The sequence below is a fragment of the Arenibacter sp. S6351L genome, assembly GCF_023016025.1.
Taxonomy (GTDB): domain Bacteria; phylum Bacteroidota; class Bacteroidia; order Flavobacteriales; family Flavobacteriaceae; genus Arenibacter; species Arenibacter algicola_B.
Map to the genome: position 1 here is coordinate 37,697 of NZ_JALKBB010000010.1, position 18,457 is coordinate 56,153.

18 protein-coding genes are annotated in these 18,457 nt (G+C 38.8%); 7 read left to right on the top strand and 11 right to left on the bottom strand.

Features of this window, described 5'->3' with window-relative positions:
- Window positions 1–363: 363 nt before the first annotated feature.
- The 4 genes from MWU82_RS10340 (at window position 364) to MWU82_RS10355 (ending at window position 4,691) form a co-directional block, all read left to right on the top strand.
- Window positions 364–1,632, top strand: a complete 1,269-nt coding sequence (locus MWU82_RS10340; protein ID WP_247096306.1) for an MFS transporter — start codon at window positions 364–366, stop codon at window positions 1,630–1,632.
- A gap of 20 nt (window positions 1,633–1,652) precedes the next feature.
- The gene (locus tag MWU82_RS10345) at window positions 1,653–2,495 is read left to right on the top strand and encodes a sugar phosphate isomerase/epimerase (RefSeq protein ID WP_215946904.1); all 843 of its coding nucleotides are present in this window, start codon (window positions 1,653–1,655) and stop codon (window positions 2,493–2,495) included.
- Between the two features lie 47 nt (window positions 2,496–2,542).
- Window positions 2,543–3,664: a GldG family protein gene (locus MWU82_RS10350; protein WP_215946903.1), complete on the top strand. Its 1,122-nt coding sequence runs from the start codon at window positions 2,543–2,545 to the stop codon at window positions 3,662–3,664.
- A gap of 424 nt (window positions 3,665–4,088) precedes the next feature.
- Window positions 4,089–4,691, top strand: coding sequence for a c-type cytochrome (locus MWU82_RS10355; protein ID WP_215946902.1), 603 nt, complete (start codon window positions 4,089–4,091; stop codon window positions 4,689–4,691).
- A 181-nt stretch (window positions 4,692–4,872) separates the two neighbouring features.
- On the opposite strand, the gene MWU82_RS10360 is transcribed toward MWU82_RS10355, so the two are convergent.
- Both MWU82_RS10360 and MWU82_RS10365 read right to left on the bottom strand, forming a co-directional pair.
- Window positions 4,873–5,244 (bottom strand): hypothetical protein, encoded by a 372-nt coding sequence (locus tag MWU82_RS10360; RefSeq protein WP_247096307.1) that lies wholly within the window; start codon window positions 5,242–5,244, stop codon window positions 4,873–4,875.
- A 277-nt stretch (window positions 5,245–5,521) separates the two neighbouring features.
- Entirely contained in the window at window positions 5,522–6,211 is a 690-nt protein-coding gene (locus tag MWU82_RS10365; protein ID WP_247096308.1) for an RNA polymerase sigma factor, read from the bottom strand.
- 201 nt (window positions 6,212–6,412) lie between these two features.
- On the opposite strand from MWU82_RS10365, the gene MWU82_RS10370 reads away from it, so the two are divergent.
- The 3 genes from MWU82_RS10370 (at window position 6,413) to MWU82_RS10380 (ending at window position 9,143) form a co-directional block, all read left to right on the top strand.
- On the top strand, window positions 6,413–7,078 hold the full coding sequence (locus MWU82_RS10370; protein ID WP_247096309.1) for a flavodoxin reductase: 666 nt from the start codon (window positions 6,413–6,415) through the stop codon (window positions 7,076–7,078).
- Between the two features lie 2 nt (window positions 7,079–7,080).
- Entirely contained in the window at window positions 7,081–7,716 is a 636-nt protein-coding gene (gene folE / locus MWU82_RS10375) for a GTP cyclohydrolase I FolE (RefSeq protein ID WP_247096310.1), read from the top strand.
- Between the two features lie 68 nt (window positions 7,717–7,784).
- Window positions 7,785–9,143 (top strand): hypothetical protein, encoded by a 1,359-nt coding sequence (locus tag MWU82_RS10380; RefSeq protein ID WP_215946898.1) that lies wholly within the window; start codon window positions 7,785–7,787, stop codon window positions 9,141–9,143.
- Between the two features lie 355 nt (window positions 9,144–9,498).
- On the opposite strand, the gene MWU82_RS10385 is transcribed toward MWU82_RS10380, so the two are convergent.
- The 9 genes from MWU82_RS10385 to MWU82_RS10425 all read right to left on the bottom strand — a co-directional run bounded on the left by MWU82_RS10385 (window position 9,499) and on the right by MWU82_RS10425 (window position 17,870).
- Complete coding sequence (locus MWU82_RS10385) at window positions 9,499–10,188, bottom strand: hypothetical protein (RefSeq protein ID WP_247096311.1); 690 nt, start codon at window positions 10,186–10,188, stop codon at window positions 9,499–9,501.
- A 50-nt stretch (window positions 10,189–10,238) separates the two neighbouring features.
- On the bottom strand, window positions 10,239–11,666 hold the full coding sequence (locus MWU82_RS24370) for an exonuclease domain-containing protein (RefSeq protein ID WP_247096312.1): 1,428 nt from the start codon (window positions 11,664–11,666) through the stop codon (window positions 10,239–10,241).
- Between the two features lie 111 nt (window positions 11,667–11,777).
- Entirely contained in the window at window positions 11,778–12,272 is a 495-nt protein-coding gene (locus MWU82_RS10395) for a YqiA/YcfP family alpha/beta fold hydrolase (RefSeq protein WP_247096313.1), read from the bottom strand.
- Window positions 12,273–12,293: 21 nt separating this feature from the next.
- A complete protein-coding gene (locus tag MWU82_RS10400; RefSeq protein WP_215946894.1) occupies window positions 12,294–13,232 on the bottom strand; it encodes an SGNH/GDSL hydrolase family protein in 939 nt (312 codons plus the stop codon).
- Between the two features lie 552 nt (window positions 13,233–13,784).
- A complete protein-coding gene (locus MWU82_RS10405) occupies window positions 13,785–14,111 on the bottom strand; it encodes a multidrug efflux SMR transporter (protein ID WP_215946893.1) in 327 nt (108 codons plus the stop codon).
- A gap of 67 nt (window positions 14,112–14,178) precedes the next feature.
- Window positions 14,179–15,024 carry an alpha/beta hydrolase gene (locus MWU82_RS10410; protein WP_247096314.1) on the bottom strand — a complete coding sequence of 282 codons (846 nt, stop codon included), beginning with the start codon at window positions 15,022–15,024 and terminating at the stop codon, window positions 14,179–14,181.
- A 216-nt stretch (window positions 15,025–15,240) separates the two neighbouring features.
- Complete coding sequence (locus tag MWU82_RS10415; protein ID WP_215946892.1) at window positions 15,241–15,780, bottom strand: dihydrofolate reductase family protein; 540 nt, start codon at window positions 15,778–15,780, stop codon at window positions 15,241–15,243.
- Between the two features lie 79 nt (window positions 15,781–15,859).
- Window positions 15,860–16,387, bottom strand: coding sequence for a GNAT family N-acetyltransferase (locus MWU82_RS10420; protein WP_247096315.1), 528 nt, complete (start codon window positions 16,385–16,387; stop codon window positions 15,860–15,862).
- A gap of 43 nt (window positions 16,388–16,430) precedes the next feature.
- Window positions 16,431–17,870 carry a S41 family peptidase gene (locus MWU82_RS10425; RefSeq protein ID WP_247096316.1) on the bottom strand — a complete coding sequence of 480 codons (1,440 nt, stop codon included), beginning with the start codon at window positions 17,868–17,870 and terminating at the stop codon, window positions 16,431–16,433.
- Between the last annotated feature and the right edge of the window lie 587 nt (window positions 17,871–18,457).

Below are 18,457 nucleotides of genomic sequence, written 5' to 3' on the forward strand. Positions count from 1 at the left end.
CATAAACCAAAATAGTTCCTCCTTATATATTATACATATAATAAGGTATAATGCCCTTAACATTTATAGACAAGGAACTAATATATTCCAAAGACAAAAAAGTACCATTATTTAGTAGGATATAGGAACTTTTAAAAATCTTTAAAGTTTAAATTTATCAGCTTTTAATTTTTTGGATCGAAAGGCTCATGAATAAATGGTTTATTGGTCAGATAATAAAAGCGTAAAATAGGTGGTCATTAATTTGTTATTTGATAAAACAATTAAAAATAAATTATGATTATTGTAAAAAAGAGATTAAACTTATACGCTGAAATCAAAAATTAAATTATACACCAACTAATTAAAAATCTATTAAATCCAATGGAAAATTCAAATGATCAACAAAAAACCAATGCCAACAGACTGTTTTACGGTAGCTGTTTCGCATTAATTACCACCGCATTTTCTTTTAGTATTAGAGCTGGGATTCTTCCACAGTTGGGAGAAGAACTAAGTTTAAGCGCAGAACAACTGGGATTTATCAATTCAATGTGGTTTTTCGGTTTTCCGATATCCATGGTTATCGGAGGATTAATCTACCATAAGGTAGGTGGAAAGGCCATTATGCAATTTGCCTTTTTCGCCCATGCCCTGGGGATTATTTTGACTATTTATTCTGGTAGTTATGTAGGCTTACTTATTTCCACCTTATTAATAGGTCTTGGTAATGGTTGTACAGAAGCTGCCTGTAACCCTATGATTGCGGATGCCTACTCCGGCACAAGGATGAGCAGAATGATGAACCGCTTCCATATGTGGTTTCCAGGAGGTATTGTAATAGGTAGTCTTATTTCCAAATTTATGACCGATGCAGGCTTAAGTTGGGAAACACAAATCTGGGTAATAATGATTCCGACATTAATCTATGCCTATTTGTACTTTGGTCAGTCTTGGCCTAAAGCCAAAGTTGAGGCAGCGGCTACCCTTAGCGGAAATTTCAAGGCCATGTTGTCCCCTTTATTCATTTTTATGATTGTTTGTATGTCTTTGACCGCTATCTCTGAGTTTGGCCCACAACAATGGGTAGGCCTTATCTTGGCCAAGAGTGGTGCAGAACCTATGATTATATTGGCACTAGTTACAGGACTAATGGCCGTAGCCCGTTATTTTGGTGGGGAAGTAGTTCACAAATTCGATCAAACTGGTGTACTATTGGGTTCAGCTGTTCTAGCCACAATAGGAATCTATCTTTTTAGCACTCAAACTGGAACTATGGCTTATGTTGCTGCCATCTTTTTTGCCTTGGGAATAGCCTATTTCTGGCCAAATATGATTGGTTTTGTTGCGGACAAAATACCAAAAAGTGGTGCTTTGGGAATGTCTATCATTGGTGCTGTGGGTATGTTCTCCTCATCCATATTCCAACCTATTATTGGTGGGTGGATCGATTCTGACAAAGCCGAGGCGGCTGCCGCAGGATTTACAGGGGATGAATTGGAACTAGTATCCGGACAGGCCACACTTGGTACTATGGTAGCCTTCCCTGCTATTTTGATCGTCCTGTTTACCATACTTTGGTTTTGGGTCAAAAAACGCAAAAATACCGATGCCGCCGAAGCTACTAGTGGCCAACCCGTAACAGACTATTAGTAAATACATAAATATATAGTATGAAAATTGGAATGAATATGTTGCTCTGGACTAACCATGTCACAGAGCAACACTTTGATATTGTAGATACCCTAAAAAAAACTGGCTATGATGGGATTGAGCTGTTCTTAGGAGATGGGGATCTTAAGCATTATACAAAATTAGGTAAGCATTTTTCTAGTATCAATATGGGTGTCACTGCTGTAGGTGCCCTGTCTCCCGAGCAGAATATTGCCAGTCCCGATAAGAAGACCAGAGAGGCAGGCCTGGAACGATTAAAGTGGACCATTGATATGGCCGAAGCCGCCAATGTAGAAGTAATCTGCGGACCTTTTCATTCCACATTTGCCTTATTTACACGTCAACCACCTACATTACAGGAAAAACAGTGGAGCAATGAGATGTTGTATAAAGCGGCCGAATATGCCAAAAAAGCCAATATTATGCTAACTCCTGAAGCCGTAAACAGATTTGAATGTTATCTCTACAACACTATGGCCGATCTCGGCAACATGGTCAAGGAGGTGAACCATCCCAATTTGGGCGCCATGTTCGATACACACCATGCCAATATTGAAGAAAAAAGTCAGGCCCAAGCCATTAGAACCATAGCTCCCCATTTAAAGCATGTTCATATAAGCGAGAACGATAGGGGCACGCCCGGCAGTGGACAGGTAAACTGGGATGAAGTCTTTGCTACCTTGAAAGAGGTAAAATATGACGGCTGGCTTACTATAGAAGCTTTTAGTACCATTATCCCGGAGTTTGCCAATGCTATTAACGTATGGCGGGATTACTCTCCTTCTGAAGAAATCTATACCAAAGGCTTAAAATTGATCAAGGAAGGCATGGGGATTAAATAATTAATCCAGTTCTTTACGTCCAATATGAATTAACTAAAAAAAAATTAATGAAAAATTTATTACCTATTCTTATATGCCTTTTTATGTTCGCCTGTAAAGAGCAAAAAGAAGCTAAAACGAATGAAACGGCAACCGTGGAAACCACGGATACACCGCAACAATGGCTTACTTTTGAAGGTAGTGACAAGAATGCAAAGCATATAGTCCTTATTTCAGGCGATGAAGAATACCGCTCTGAGGAATCGATGCCACAATTGGCAAAAATCCTATCCAAACATCATGGTTTTAATTGTACCGTACTGTTTGCCCAGGATCCGGCCAACCCTGGTACAATTGATGCTAATTATGGTAAAAACATACCTGGATTAGAAGCCTTGGACAGTGCCGACCTAATGATTATTGCTACAAGGTTTAGGGCATTGCCGGATGACCAAATGAAACACATTGATGATTATCTTATGGCAGGTAAACCTGTAATTGGACTTAGAACGGCAACGCATGCCTTCAACTTTACTGATGAGGATGTTTCCAATTACAAACATTACGGAAACTCCTATAAAGGCGATATGGCAGAATGGGAAGGCGGATTTGGTCGACTTGTTCTTGGCGAAAAATGGGTGAGCCATCACGGGCACCACAAGCATCAAAGCACCAAAGGTTTTGTAACCGATGCGGGAAAAACTACAGGAATTACAAATAGTATCTCAGATGGGGATGTTTGGGCCTCTGCAGATGTCTATGAAGTGCGTCTGCCCATGTCTGGAGATTCCCAACCTATAATTTATGGTAAGGTAATGAACAGAAAAGGCGAATTCGACGAGAATGATATATTCTATGGTATGCGCCCCACTGATGATGAAGCAGCCAAAACCAACCATGCAGGAAAAGATGTTAGTTCACCCCTAATGCCGGTAGCATGGACCAGGACCTATCAAATTCCTGGAGGAAAAAAAGGAAAGGCCTTTACATCTACAGCCTTTTCAGCAGTAGATTTCACTATTGAAGGAACGCGAAGATTAGTCGTAAATGCCGTATATTGGACATTGGATCTACCGGTACCGACCAAGACCAATGTTGAATTGGTAGGTTCCTATAATCCTACCACCTATGAATTTAGGAAGGACGAATACTGGGATGAAAAACAACTAAAAGTATCCGACTTTAAATAATACCAATTAACCAACCAATCTTTACCAAGCCAATAGAATTTGTTCTATTGGCTTTTTTTATTAAAAATGCTTCAGTACTGTCAAAAATATTTCAATTTCATATTGGAATTTTTATTAATTTTAGCTTACTGCCTAAATATGAACAAGGCTATTTTTGCGAGTATTTTATATCCGATTTTTAAGTTGGATAGTTAGTTTACCCCCCTCTTTATTCTAGATATTAATTTTATTTTACAGCACTCTTCAGGCTGGTCGATTGTACATTTTTTTTATTCATTTTTTTATTGGACCTAACCAACAACACCTTCCAACGAATGGGATGTTGGTTCTAACATACCTCCTTAGTTTCAGGAAATATGTCTGTTTGGAAGTATATAGAAAAATTCTACAAATAATCTGTTCAATATTATTTAAATCAAAAATTATGAAAAAGTGTTATCTAGTATTTAGCATGTTGGGAATTATCGTTGTTGCCTGTAATTCTCCCAAGCAAAAAGAAATTGCCAAAGCCGTAGTGGCAAAAGCAGAACCTAATACTGTCGTCGATAAGGTAAAAAGAGGTCAACTGTTAGTTGCATCCGTTGGTTGCAACGATTGTCATTCCCCTAAAATAATGACGGACAGAGGTCCGGAGGTTGATCCGGAAAGAAGGCTCTCCGGGCACCCTTCCCAAGAGAACCTGCCACCTTACGACAAGGAAACTGCAAAATCTTATGTGCTATTCAGTATGGGACTTACTGCCGCCGTAGGACCCTGGGGAACCTCTTTTGCCGCTAATCTTACTCCTGATGAATCCGGAATCGGCAACTGGTCGGAAGCACAATTCTTAAAGGCCATAAAAGAAGGGAAATTCAAAGGAATGGATAACACAAGACCGCTGTTACCTCCCATGCCATGGACCGAATATCGGAATTTACCTGATGAGGACCTTAAGGCTATTTTTGCCTATTTAAAAACAATTAAACCAATTGATAATGTAGTGCCTGCGGCCATACTAGCTACACCCCAACCATTGGAAGCCAAATAGAAATAAATAAGACTTTGTATTGGGTAGAAAGTCATATCCAATATTTTCCCCAAAGTCGTAAACATGTCTTTGGGGAAAATTATGAGGTACTATTAATTGTTAACCTCCTTTCATTATAAGTAAGTTCAAAGTGTAATATTGAATCCGCACTCTAACTCTTCAATAAAAAACTAAATTTGGCCTATGCTGTAGTTGTTTTGGACAATTTAGCCAAGGAGAATGCACCAATGGCCATTACAATATCCCTAACAGCAACATCCAAATATTGACCGCTAATTATCAACGTCAAGGCTATAAGAACCAACCAAGCTGAAACTACCAGCGCACCAATGGACGGTTTTACCAAAACCAAAATACCCGCTCCTATTTCAATAACCCCAACAATGCCCATAAAGGCAGCGGCGGTAATAGGCAATAAATCCATTAACCCAGGGGAAGAATATGTGGTCCAATCTACGAGAATATTTGTAAACTTATCCAGACCGGCAACAATAGGTACTAATCCAAACGTATACTTGAGCAGGGTACTAACAAACTTTGCATTTGCATTCATAATTATCTTGTTTAAATATTATGAACTTTTGATGAAATAAGATGCTATGGGTTACAAAACGAACAATCATTATTCCTTATTTTTTTTAGGGTAAACAGTAGATTGCCCCATAATGGCGACCTACCAATACATAGCTTAATTGTTAACCGTAAATTGATGGGAATTAGTTCGAAATTGATATTGAAACTGCAAAAACAGCCCTTGTACCTATTATAGGTGAATACTCCTTGTAGAGTACCTATAAAAATGTTCTTATCCAAGTAATAAAATACATCTACTAATTTCCCGTAAGCTTCTGGATCTTAGCCATCACTTGCTCAACCAAGCGGTCGCATTTTGAATTGCCAAACTCAAATGCATTTTTAGCGTCGGAAAACTTCATAATAGCATCCTTCATCATGTTCCTTGCCCTATGAAGCCTCACTTTCACATTACTGTTGCTCAAACCCAGACTATTCGAAATTTCAGAAATTTCCAAATCCTGGACCTCCTTCAGCATGTATACAATCTTATATTTCTCCGGCAAAAGGTCTATTGCTTTTTCCACCATTTGAACCGATTCTGCATGCATTGTTTTTCTTTCTGGATTCATAATGGACATATCCGCTATTTGAATGATTTCTTTTTCGTTACTTATATCCACCGTTTGGTACCTCTTGGACTTTCTTTTCCGCTGTAAGGCCTCATTTATTCCTATCCGTATCAGCCATGTGGAAAACAAGGATTCATTTTTAAATTGATATAATTTTTGGAATGCCTTAATGTAAGTATCCTGCATTACATCATCAATATCCGATGGCCTGTCCATGTAGCTCCTTATAGTTCTAAATAACAGCTCATTATAGCGTCTTAATAGAATTTCAAATAATTCCGTGTCTCCCTCCAGCACCTTCTTAACCACAATACAATCCGGTATGGTTCCTAGAGCAGACATGTCCATTTTCCTTAGGGGTTTACAGTTATTCATTGTTCTTATTTTAATATTGGATGCCAAGTGATAAAAAAGGTTACAAAATCTTGTAACCCGAATGCATTATTTTCATCAAAACTAATGGCAATTGTCTTGAAAAATGATAATAACACATTATAAAGAACACATTATCAAACTATTACAATATACAAAATAGTGCTTTTATAGAATATACAAATCCTTTAAATCATTTCAATTTTGAATTATACCGTAAAAATTATCGACAAATCCTGGCTAACCCATAACGTAATGCTATTGGTTTTTGAAAAACCCCAAGGATTTACCCACAACATTGGACAAGCTATAGAACTTACTCTCAATAGCCGTCAATTCAGGAACCAGTTTGCACCTTTCACCCTGGTTGGTTCGCCGGAAGAAAAACACTTACGGCTTATCATAAAAGTCTATCCCAAGCATAAAGGTCTAACTGAAGCATTGTCCAAAGCAAAGATTAGCGATTCCCTGCTCATCACAGATGCCTGGGATTCATATGTATATAAAGGGAAGGGTACTTTTATTGCTGCCGGTTCGGGCATAACACCCTTTCTACCCATGTTTTGGGATTTAAAGAATAAGAATGTTGTAGAAAATCATCAGTTGATTTACGCCAACAGAATGACCAAGGATATCATTTTAAAAGACGAACTCAACCTCCTATTCAAGGAACATTATTACAATATCTTAAGTGAGGAACAATCTGCTATTTACGATTACGGCAGAATTGATTATGCCTATCTAGTATCAAAAATTAGAGTATTCGATCAATATTTCTATGTCTGCGGGCCGGATGCATTTATGGAAAGTGTAAGAAAAGATTTGATTAGAGGTGGGGCAAAGGAAGATAACATTCAAACTGGCTACTAACTATGAAAACGAACGGATCATTAGTAAAGACCGAAAAAATCAAAGACCAGGAGCCTTTAAGTACAGCGGCCGGTAAATTGAAAAAAATACAGGCCATAGCATTTCATTTCAAAAAAATAATGGAAACTTTGGAACTCAACCTAGAAGACCCCAGTTTGCGCGATACTCCGGAACGAGTAGCCAAAATGTATGTTAATGAAGCCTTTATGGGACTGGACAAATCCAATTTTCCTAAAATATCCTATTTTGGAAACCATTACAAATATGATGAAATGATTTTGATAAGGGACATTACCCTTTTCTCTTATTGCGAGCATCATTTTGTACCTTTCTTTGGTAAAGTTAACATTGCCTATTTTCCACAGAAGCGTGTAATTGGTCTCTCCAAAATTAATAGGATCGTGCAATTTATTGCCAGTAAACCACAAGTACAGGAAAAACTAACAGTGGAACTGGGCACGGTTTTAAAAAATCTATTAGATATAGATGACATTGCAATAGCCATAGAGGCTCATCATTTATGTGTTGCATCTAGGGGCGTTGGCGACACCAATAGTGTTACCGAGACCAGCTATTTTTCAGGAAAATTCCGTAAAAGCAAGGTCCAACGTCAATTTCTTAATTCCATCACCTCCTAAAGTTTATTTTTTTTGTAACCCCATTGGGCTTTCTACATCAAAAGTTTAAAACAATTAAATAACGACAAATGAAAGCACCTAATTTATTCAAATTACTTAGCCTACTACTGATTTTAAACATGACTATCAGCTGTACCAAGACAGAAACCATTACCGAAACAATTACAGAAATAGTGAACGACACCATTATTGAAACCAGGACGGACACTTTGACCTTGCATCTAGACCCTGCCCTGGTTGCGGAGGGAAAACAGATATTTAGGTATGACACCTTCGGCGACGAAGCCTTTTGGAGCGATATTTTACATATAGACAAGGCCATATTGGGAGAAGCCAATGGCGGTTACGGGGTTGGGGTTAGTCCGGCTACCGCATTGGGTGTAGGATTAAAGGTAGATTCAGAGGCCTTGCCTGCAGAGGTGGTCGCCGCGATTCAGGCAGGCCAAGTGGACTTAAATGATCCGGCAACCACCATTGCACTATTACAATTGAACGCTGTTGTGGGAGTTAAAGGAACCTTCGATGAAGATGGTGCCATGACCGCTGTGGGGATAAATTGTGCACTTTGTCACTCTACGGTAGACAACTCTTTTGCCGATGGAATAGGTAGACGGCTGGACGGATATCCCAATAGGGACCTCAACGTGGGAGCAATTGTTAATTTGACCAACAACAAGAAATTCTTGGCGGATCTACTTCATGTAGACGAACCTACGGTGGAAGCAGTACTTACGGGGTGGGGACCTGGAAAATTTAATGCCGGCCTCTTTGTGGACGGCAAGGCACTACGTCCGGACGGGAGTATTGCCGCCAATCTACTACCTGCCGCCTACGGACTACAAGGTGTAAATCTAGCGACCTATACAGGCTGGGGAGACATGGTCTATTGGAATGCCTTTGTAGCCAATTTGGAAATGCACGGTCAAGGCAGTTTTACCGATGCTAGACTTGATAATGCAAGCCAATTCCCTATAGCTGCGGAAAACAATTTTGGCAATATTGTGAATGATCCGGATTTGATTACTTCCAAGCTTCCAGGCTTGCAAGCCTATCAGCTCTCCTTAACAGCTCCAACTCCTCCAGAAGGAAGCTACGATGCCACAGCAGCTGCACGGGGCAAGGTGTTGTTCAATGGAAAGGCACAATGTGCCAGCTGCCATATTGCACCTATATTTACTGATGCAGGATACAACCTTCACAGTGCCGAGGAAATTGGCATAGACGACTTTGAGGCAAAAAGATCTCCTACCGGCATGTATAGAACAACTCCTTTAAGAGGCTTATTTGCCAGAATGAAAGGGGGATTCTATCACGACGGAAGATTTGCCACCCTCACCGATGTCATTAACCATTATGACACCCATTTTAAGTTGGAATTATCCGCTCAGGACAAAACAGATATTGAGGAATATTTAAAATCAATATAATTTCAGTTGTTCTTTTTTACTTATTGGTTCATGTTGAAAATACCCATGGCGTTAGGCTAAAACCTATATGTTCATGGGTATTTTTTTTGTTTTAACATACTCATATTGACTTGCAAAGATTCCTCATCCCAACAAAAGTGCTAGGAGAAGTACTTATGGCATTTGTATGGACTAAGGGTTTCATGGGAATTGTCTTGGACGAGGATGTCCAGAAGTACTTAAGGTTTAGGCTTAAAGGCTTTCGTCATCCTAGAATTGCGAACTAGTTCCTATATACGTGCCTCATCACTACATTTTGAATACTGCTTTGGATTGGTCCATTTAATAAACAGCGGGTCCTAAAACACAAGGGAATTTAAAATTTATATCCAGTTTGAATCCGAGCCCTCTTAACCCCCATGCTTACCAACTGCTTGGTTATATCTGTTTCGAAGTGCCTAGGTCCACAGATATAGAAAAACTGGTGAAGATCATGGACATACTGTTGCAAAATATCAATATTTATTCTACCAAAAATAGAACTCCGGGATTTTGACCTACTAAGTATGTGTATACAGTTCTCTCCTAAAACCTTCTTTAATTTCCTATAAAACAAAATATCTTCCCTGGTCCTATTACCATATAGTAAAACATGTTCTTTTAGCATATCATCGTCTTTGGCTTCAAGTTCTTTTAAAATAGGCAAAAAAGGGGTTATCCCCGTACCTGCAACAATGAATACTCCAGGACCCTTATAGTTGTAGGAATCCCAGGGCTCTGTGATTTGCAGGGTCTCCCCTATTGCCAAAACGGACAATCCATAAGTAAGGCTGTTCACCTCTGGGTTGATCTTTACAATCAATTCCAAATAAGGATCACTGTTTAAGTTGGTAATTGTAAAAGGGGCAATTGCTAGTTCATACCCTGGTTTATCGATACTTAATTCTATGGCCTGTCCAGGTTTATGGGTATATCCGTAGGGTTTTTGAATCCAAAATCGGATTACATTGTAGTTGAGATATTTTTTTTCTAAAATTTTCACCCTGTAAGGAAATGTAAAGCCCATCTTCTTAAAATAAATAGTTACCTTAATTTGATGTAAACGGTCCCATTGGGTTACATTTCAGCTTGTCGGCCCCTAGATGTAGGAATTTCATTAAGGGAAGTTACGTCATTATGATAGTCAATAAGTACACTCTCCCCATCCCCTCTCCTTAAATATCGTCTAAGTATTTTTTGCACATCATTGTTATCGGCCATGGGAGTAATAAATTTATCATAATCCATAAGGGCCTTTATTCTTTTTCTTTTGGACATATACCCAAAACCCTTATAAACCCCATTTTCTACAACTATTACCGATTTTTCATTTGTGTTTCTTCCAGCTGTCTTTATAATGTAAGTATTTTTATCATCAGCTATCGGCATCAAAGCATTTTCCACGCGTTTATTATAGGCTTCCACAGTTTCTATATCGCGACAAATACCATGACATTTTTTAATGTGAAAATGAAAACAGGCCCCTGAAATATGCTGTAAACTGCAAAACCGCGGACAAAGACCATAGGTATCGCACAATTCCTCCAAAAAGGCCCTACATTCCCCTTGGTTGTAAAAACAGGCCAATGGCGATTTCAGTTTGCCCAATCGATCATAAAACAGATTTGTGATTCCGTTTTTGTCCATTTTTGCACCTACCCCATATCTATATCCGATTCGTTTTTGCGCCCGATTGAATTTAGGGAGGTGCTTTTTTATTTCATCCGATTCCAATAGCAGGGCTACCAATTCGCTTCCCGTATGGGTATAATCGATATGTACCGTTTCAAAACACAACCTCATTTCCTTGTGAACCTTGCTATAGACATGGCTCAACACCCTTTGTTTAATATCCTTGGCCTTGCCCACATAAATGATTTTCCCCTGTGCATTTTTAAAATAATACACTCCAGTAACATTGGGCAGTAGGGCCACTACAGTTTTAGGCCATTGGGGAGGTACACCTGCCTGACCGGATTTTGGCCCCAACATGAAATTAAAAACCCCATCCGTATCCATTGCCCAGAGTCTTTCTAGCAAGGTAACTGTGGCTTCCGCTTTGTCCTTGGCGCTTTGAACATGACCAACAGTAATGCCCAACTGGTTGCACACGGCTCCCAGACTATAACTTTGTTGGCCGGGTATTAGTTTGCGGGACAGTCTTAGGGTAGATAACTTCTTGCGCTTAAAAACACCACCAAGCGATACCAGTTCATTTTTAATACCGTTGAAGTTAAAATTGACATGGTGTGAAATAAAAATACAATCCTTGGTGAGCGCTACCACCTCCTTGGCAATCTCATAGAACTTAGGTGCCCTAAGCAACATATCATCTTTGATACCATTGCGACGCGAAACCCTATATTTTATAGATACTTCGGGATTTACCAAGGAAGAAAATTCCCTTACCACCTTTTGGCCATCGTGAATCAAGATACAGATCTCGGTAATCTTATTATCCTCTCCCCGTAATCCTGTGGTTTCTGTTTCAACTATGGCGTACACTAACTATATGAATTTGGAGTATAAAATTAAAAAAGAATAAGCCAACAGAATGGCTTTTCATGTATTTAACGTTTTGAATATATAAATTGGATCTTCAACGAAGGTAGGTCGTTACGTGGATAGATGATAAAAAAAGGAGCGAACCTCATATTCGAATATGTCCTGTGGAATCCTATGTGCCAAGTCCTGTCTAAGGGAGATATGGTAATCCGTATTTTCGGCAATTCTTTCCCCTATAAATTTCAAGGTGTCCTTTGGATCAACCACCTCATCCTTTGCCCCTAGGACCAATCGTTTAAAGGATCGATTGGGATTGCTATAATCCGGTACATTTTGAAATACCGAACGGGAAACCAAGGCCGGATTGAACAATAAGGCCGGTTTTTTTAATGCAATGGACAGATAATAACCTACAAAACCACCCATACTGCTGCCCATTACGACATCTATTTTTCCATCTACAAATTGCCTTCTTATATTTTCGATACTATTATTGTCCGATTCATAGTCGATAGAAGGGGAATACACGGTACCGTAATTCTCTAGAATTGTTCTTTTTTCTTCGCTTAGACTACCGTTAAGTCCATGTATGTATAGTATGTTCATTAAAACAGCAAATTAGCTTAATTATTTCCTCTGTAAATTACGTATCTCCTTCCGCAGTATTTCCTTTTTGTCCAAAGCTTCCCCAAGGGTAAGCCCCACATTCATTCCAGGCCTTTGGTGACCTATGGACGTGAGCCATGCATCTTTCATCATTTTTTGCCTTTCCTCTACAAGCTTCCATATTTCTTCCCCATGGTGAAATTGGGAAACTACTTCCTCAATACCATTGGCTTTGGATACTTCCCCTTCCCCAAGATATAAAAGCAGCTGTTGGGCCATAATCCAATGACCTGTATCATTGGGATGAACACCGTCCTTGGCTAAAAAATAATTATTATCGGTAAGACGCTTATCTTCCAAGTATTTTTTCATGGGCCAGTGGAGATCTATTACCTCCCATTGATCAGTATATCGTTTACTAATAAGCCAATCCGCATATATGTCCAATACATTGGCATAGGCTTCCCCCATACGCTCATCGTAAATGGGTGGGGTCATATGTACAATGGAAGCCCCGGATTCCACAACTTGGTTATTTAACCAAAGGATTCCCTCCTTGTATTTTTGAAAACGCCCTTCATCAAAGGGCAAATAAATGCCATCGTTCATACCATAGCAGGCCAATACCAAATCAGGCTTTACCTGAGAAATAATGCGTTCCAAACGCTCATGAAGATCTGGACGTGGAAATTTACCATCGGCATGACCTTGTTCCGAAAGACCGGATACCGTTTCACTGGGTAAACCCACATTAATAATTTCAAAATCCCGATCCGGGTATCGTAAGGTAAAATAGGCATCTATATAAGACACATACTGTCCGGAATAGGTAATACTGTTGCCAATAAAAAGTATTCGCTTAACACCCTGAGGTATTTCATAAGAATTTTGGGCCTTAACATGAAATTGCGACCCGATCAAGAAGAAGAGAAGTATTCCTAAAAATTTGGTATTCATCATTTGTGATCGATTTGTATGTTTAGGTATTGGTTATCTGTTTTTATCAATCCTAACTTTGCAATGTATTATTATGAAAGTTCCTTTTTTCATTTACAGTCTTAATCCTAAGTAATAAAGGTAACTTTTAGCGCAAAAAATAAAATGGTCTCAAAATATAGTCCGTATCAATACTATTATCAACCCAATGACATAGAGGGTAGTAAAAATCAGTTTATTATATTTAGCCAACCAATTGGGAAGAAAAATATCAAAATTATCCTTTTCCGAATCCGAATATTTCCTTGCCATAACGGTTAAGGGACAAAACATTTTGAAAACCAAAAGAACAATACCCTCCCCTACAATTAAGCCTATGCCGACCCAGGTATAAATATTGACATCATTAAAAATTCCTGAATACAAAATATAGAAAATAACGACCACAAAAAATAGCCAGATCAGGGTGTGTACCCATTTAATTAAAAGAAGCCGATTCGCTGCATTCATTTTATAAGCAAATAAAACAATTGACCCATACAACAACCTAGTTCTTGTTAGGGAATACGCCTTAAATTAATTGGACACAAACTTCAGTCCAATAATGGAACATATTAAGGTGGTAATAAAGAACATCCTCCAAAAGGTGGCAGGCTCTTTAAACACCAGGATACCTACCAATACAGTACCAACCGCTCCTATTCCTGTCCAAACGGCATAAGCTGTACCTATGGGCAATTCCCGTGTTGCCCTAACCAACAGCATCATACTAATAGCCAAACACAGCAAAAAACCAATGTACCAATAGGTCGCCTCTGCACCGGTAGACTCCTTTGCTTTCCCAAGACAGGCCGCAAAAGCCACTTCAAAGAGGCCTGCAATGATTAGAAAAATCCAATTCATAAAAATCCTTTAGTCCGTGTGGTTTATAATAATGTTTTCCAACAGCCTCCCTGTCCTGATAATTTTATTAATCAATGTTTATTATTGGTTCCTTCTTTAAATATCCCAGGGACAACAAAAATTGATCCGCCTCAGCAACTGTACTTTTATAGGCTTTAAGATTGGCATAGTTAAAAAATCCATGCCCCTCCCCTTCATACAATTTAAGGTCGCACCTACTTTCCACTTTTTCCATTACCATTTTAAAATACTCGGCAGTCACCACTGGAATCAAGTGGTCCTTGGTTCCCTGGAAGACGATGGTTGGGGGAGCCGCTTTTTTAATATTGTGAAGTGGGGAAAAGTCCTTGTAAGCGTCCCCTATCCTTTCATAACCATAACCTCCAGGACCATTATCCACCACTGGATTAAAGAGAACCGGGGCATTGGGGATACAATCAATGGTTGAATCGTCGACCGGGTCATTATACCCTTCAATTAAAGCCGTTGCAGCCGCTAAATGCCCGCCGGCAGAGCCTCCGGAAGCTATAAGCTTGTTACCGTCTATGTTAAACTTGGCCGCATTTTTTCTTATAAACCTGATGGCCGACTTAGCATCTTTTAGAGACTCGAAAGGAGTTGTTCCATTTATTTTTGAAGTTCGGTAATCCGCCAAAAAACAAACTATCCCTCTTTTGGCAAAATATTGTGCCTGATGCAGGAATTGGGACCTTTTGCCCCCTACCCAACCGCCTCCAAAAAAGAAAACCATGGCCGGATAATTTTTGGATGATTCCATATTGGGAGGGTAATGCACTTCCAAAAACAACTGGGTTGTATCCACTTTTTTATAAGGAATCTCCTCTTGGGAATTACAAATTTGGGTACTGAATAAAGTACCAATTATTAGGGCAATAAATAATTTTAAACGCATTTACAGTTTTTTAGAGAAGCTATATTGCAACAGCTACATTCAATAATTGAAATTATGGTCCTAAGATAGGAAAACCTTAAAACTTCTGCACGATATATTCTACCACAGATTGGTCTCCTGAAAAGAGTTTCTAACAACTCCCGAAGCACAGATAAAAATATCTTGAAAAATGCATTTAATATTTTCAGCTATTTTGATAAAATTAAGCGCTATAATTTATCCCTTCCGCTGATAATGATTTTGAACTAACTGATTCAAAAAGACTTTTGAAGATACCAAAGTAAATTCCAATTCTGTGGGAAGTTTTGAAAACAACGCAGTTCCTCCTCCCAAGACTATGGGGATGGTCGTAATTGTAATTTCATCAATGAGATCTTCCTTTAAAAAGTTCTGGATGGTTACCCCTCCATCTATATAAAGCTTATGGTATCCCTTGTTATGTATTTGCTCCAAGATTTCCGTTAAGCTTCCTATAACCAATTCGGCCTTATCCCTATAATCCTCTGCCAGTGTATCCAAGGTTCTGCTTACTATAAAAACTGGTTTGGCATATGGCCAATCCCCTTCAAAACCACAGACTGTTTCAAAAGTTTTACGGCCCATCACCAGGGCATCCACCTGGGCCATAAATTCATTATAACCCATATCCGATTGCTCGGGATTGGGAATGGTGGTAAGCCAATCCAATCTACCTTTCCTATCGGCGATATAGCCATCCAAGCTAGTGGCTATAAAGACCAAATTTCTTTTTTCCATAAGGTAAATTTAAAACTAAAGGAGATATTTTTCATTTAGAAATTGGCTCTTAGCAAAAAGTAATGGCCCCTCCTACTAATTAAGGCCTAATTAATTCCCATTTCCAAATGAGGCCATCTTCAGTGCTTTCCACTTCTTCTATTTTAGTGAATCCACATTTTGCTAAAACTGTTGTGGATGCATTTGATTGTGCCAAGGTATGCGCCAAAATGGATTTAACCCGATTATCCATAAACGCCTTCATAATTAATCCTCTTGCCATTTCAGTAGCAAGCCCCCTGTTACAGTATCCTGAAGCAATTTCATAACCCAATTCAACAGTACCATCTTCAGTTGGACTTCCCTTGTATCCTCCACTTCCAATCAGCGTATTATCTAGTTTATGAATTGGAAAATAGGTCCACCACCCCAATTCCCCCGGCCTGGCCAATATTTGGTCCAGAGCATATTGTAAAGCATCAACCCCAAATGTAGTCCACTGGTCCGCTAGAGACACTCCAAGAAATTTGGAAAGTTGTTTATTTCCCTTAATTGCCATTTTAAGCAATTGGGCATCACAAGGGACCAACCTTAAATTCTCTGTTTCTATGACCATTTTAGCTACCATACTTCATTAAGTTTCTACCTTATTTCTTGTACAGCAACCATATTTATCCTTTATTCATGATTTTCATGGTCCGTTCCATAATTTCGTCCTTACCGGACAAAATACCCATTATCGTTGGTTGCACCTGGTAATGGGGCACAATACCTCTATCTGTAAATTCATAATCTTTAACCGCAGTATAGTAGGCCATCAAAGGAATCCCCAGTTTCATCTTGGAGTTGGGAAGGGTAACTATAGCAAAGGCACCGCTATTATTTCCATAATATCCACCTCCTGTTTCCTCGCCTATAAAGCTAACCCTATCCAGATGGTTTGCCACGGCACAAAACTCGGAAGTGACAGAGAAACAGGCTCCGTCTATCAATACGTAAACCCGCCCCTTAAAAGGATTTTCTTGTGGTGTTTGTACAGCCAGGTTACCGTTATGCTCCCAACGAAATTCCCCATCTTCGGTTTGGGTTATCAAAGCCCTTAACTGCTCATAACCCTCAGGTAATTGGGCATGCTCCACAAATGTAAATCTTTCATTGGTCGCCAATACCAGTTTGTCATAATACCTAAATTCGGCATTTACCAAATAGGACAACAGTAGTGCTCCAAAGGCATCTTTTCCTCCTTCGTTTCCTCTCAAATCCAAAATCAAATTTTGAATACTTTTGGCGTTGATGTCCGTAAACGTTTCCTTTAAAAAGGCCTCAAAATTATATTTTTCCTCGTCTGGCCAGAACGTACGTATGGTCAACAGGGCTGTCTTTCCATTCTTAAATTCCAGTTGATAGGGTATACTGTTTTGTTTTGCAGTATCATGTTCCATTACTATTTGGTAGGAAACCGAAGGTAGAGACATACTGCCCTTTTTCCCACGGTACTTATAGGTGATGTTAAATTGGTTATGGGCCTTACCCTCCTCCAAATAAAAATTGGAGAATAAAGCGTTAAAATACCTATTAAGTTCGTAGTACTTGAAAGTTTGGTTGTGTCCGTCAGAAAACAGATTGTTCAATAACCCTTCAATAATCTCCCCCATAGCTATACCATTGATAGCGGTAATTTCGGTTCCAGGTTCCAATTTAACCTTGGTATCATAGCTATAGCGCACGTAAGCCTTGTTCTTGTCCAGAAAAAGTTTTAATGGAAATAGAGTTTCCATATTGTAATAATACATAAATCCCTTATCCTCCGAAGGCATTAATTTGGTATGTCCACATCCAATTTTAGTCAATACCGGGTTCAATATTTTATAAAACTCCTGTTGACTAAGTGGCTTATCGAGTTCCTTTACAATTGACTCAAAACTTTCATCCATTGCAGCTTTGGTTTCATACCGGTAGATTCCCGGATGTGCCTCCTCCAAAGCTGTCCTGAAGAGTTGAAAATCTTCCTTTAATTCCGAAGGGTTAAAGGCATTTTGGCCACTTACAACAGGGACACATAAAAATTGGGTCACAAAGAACGCCAACTGTAATATCGCTTTTGATTTCATAGTTTACGAATATTTAATGGATCCTTTCTTAAACAACCGGCTTGTGGGATTCTTTTTCCCAAGTTTACCTTTGCTATTTTATAAGGATATTATCTAAATACAAAGATCTAACGATCTATAGAACCTAACAATCACACAAGAATGTGATATTTTTTTATAAGGCCCGAGTTACATCCTCTAAACTCACTAGCCCACTTATCGCAAATTGTTCCTAACCGTTATAAAAACACATTTTTTCACATGTTTATGCTATTTCGGGGATGACCTACCGTTACTAAATTTGTCCTGTTATTTACCATTAAAATTTTAGATATAGGGAACTAAATGATACCAGTGAATCAAATGGTCACCGAATCAAAAACAAATGGAGTTTATTCATCAATCAATACAAATCAATTAAAAAAGAACAATCATGCTTACATTATTTCAAATTCTGATCAACCTATTAATAGAGCTTGGGATCAACTTTCTACTGTAAAAGGTATGTGGATTCCATGCCTCTGGAAAATGGCTTGCACAGCAACATAAAATTTCAATTATTTATACTTTGGATGTCCAATCTTTATGTAATTTTATTATAAACCACC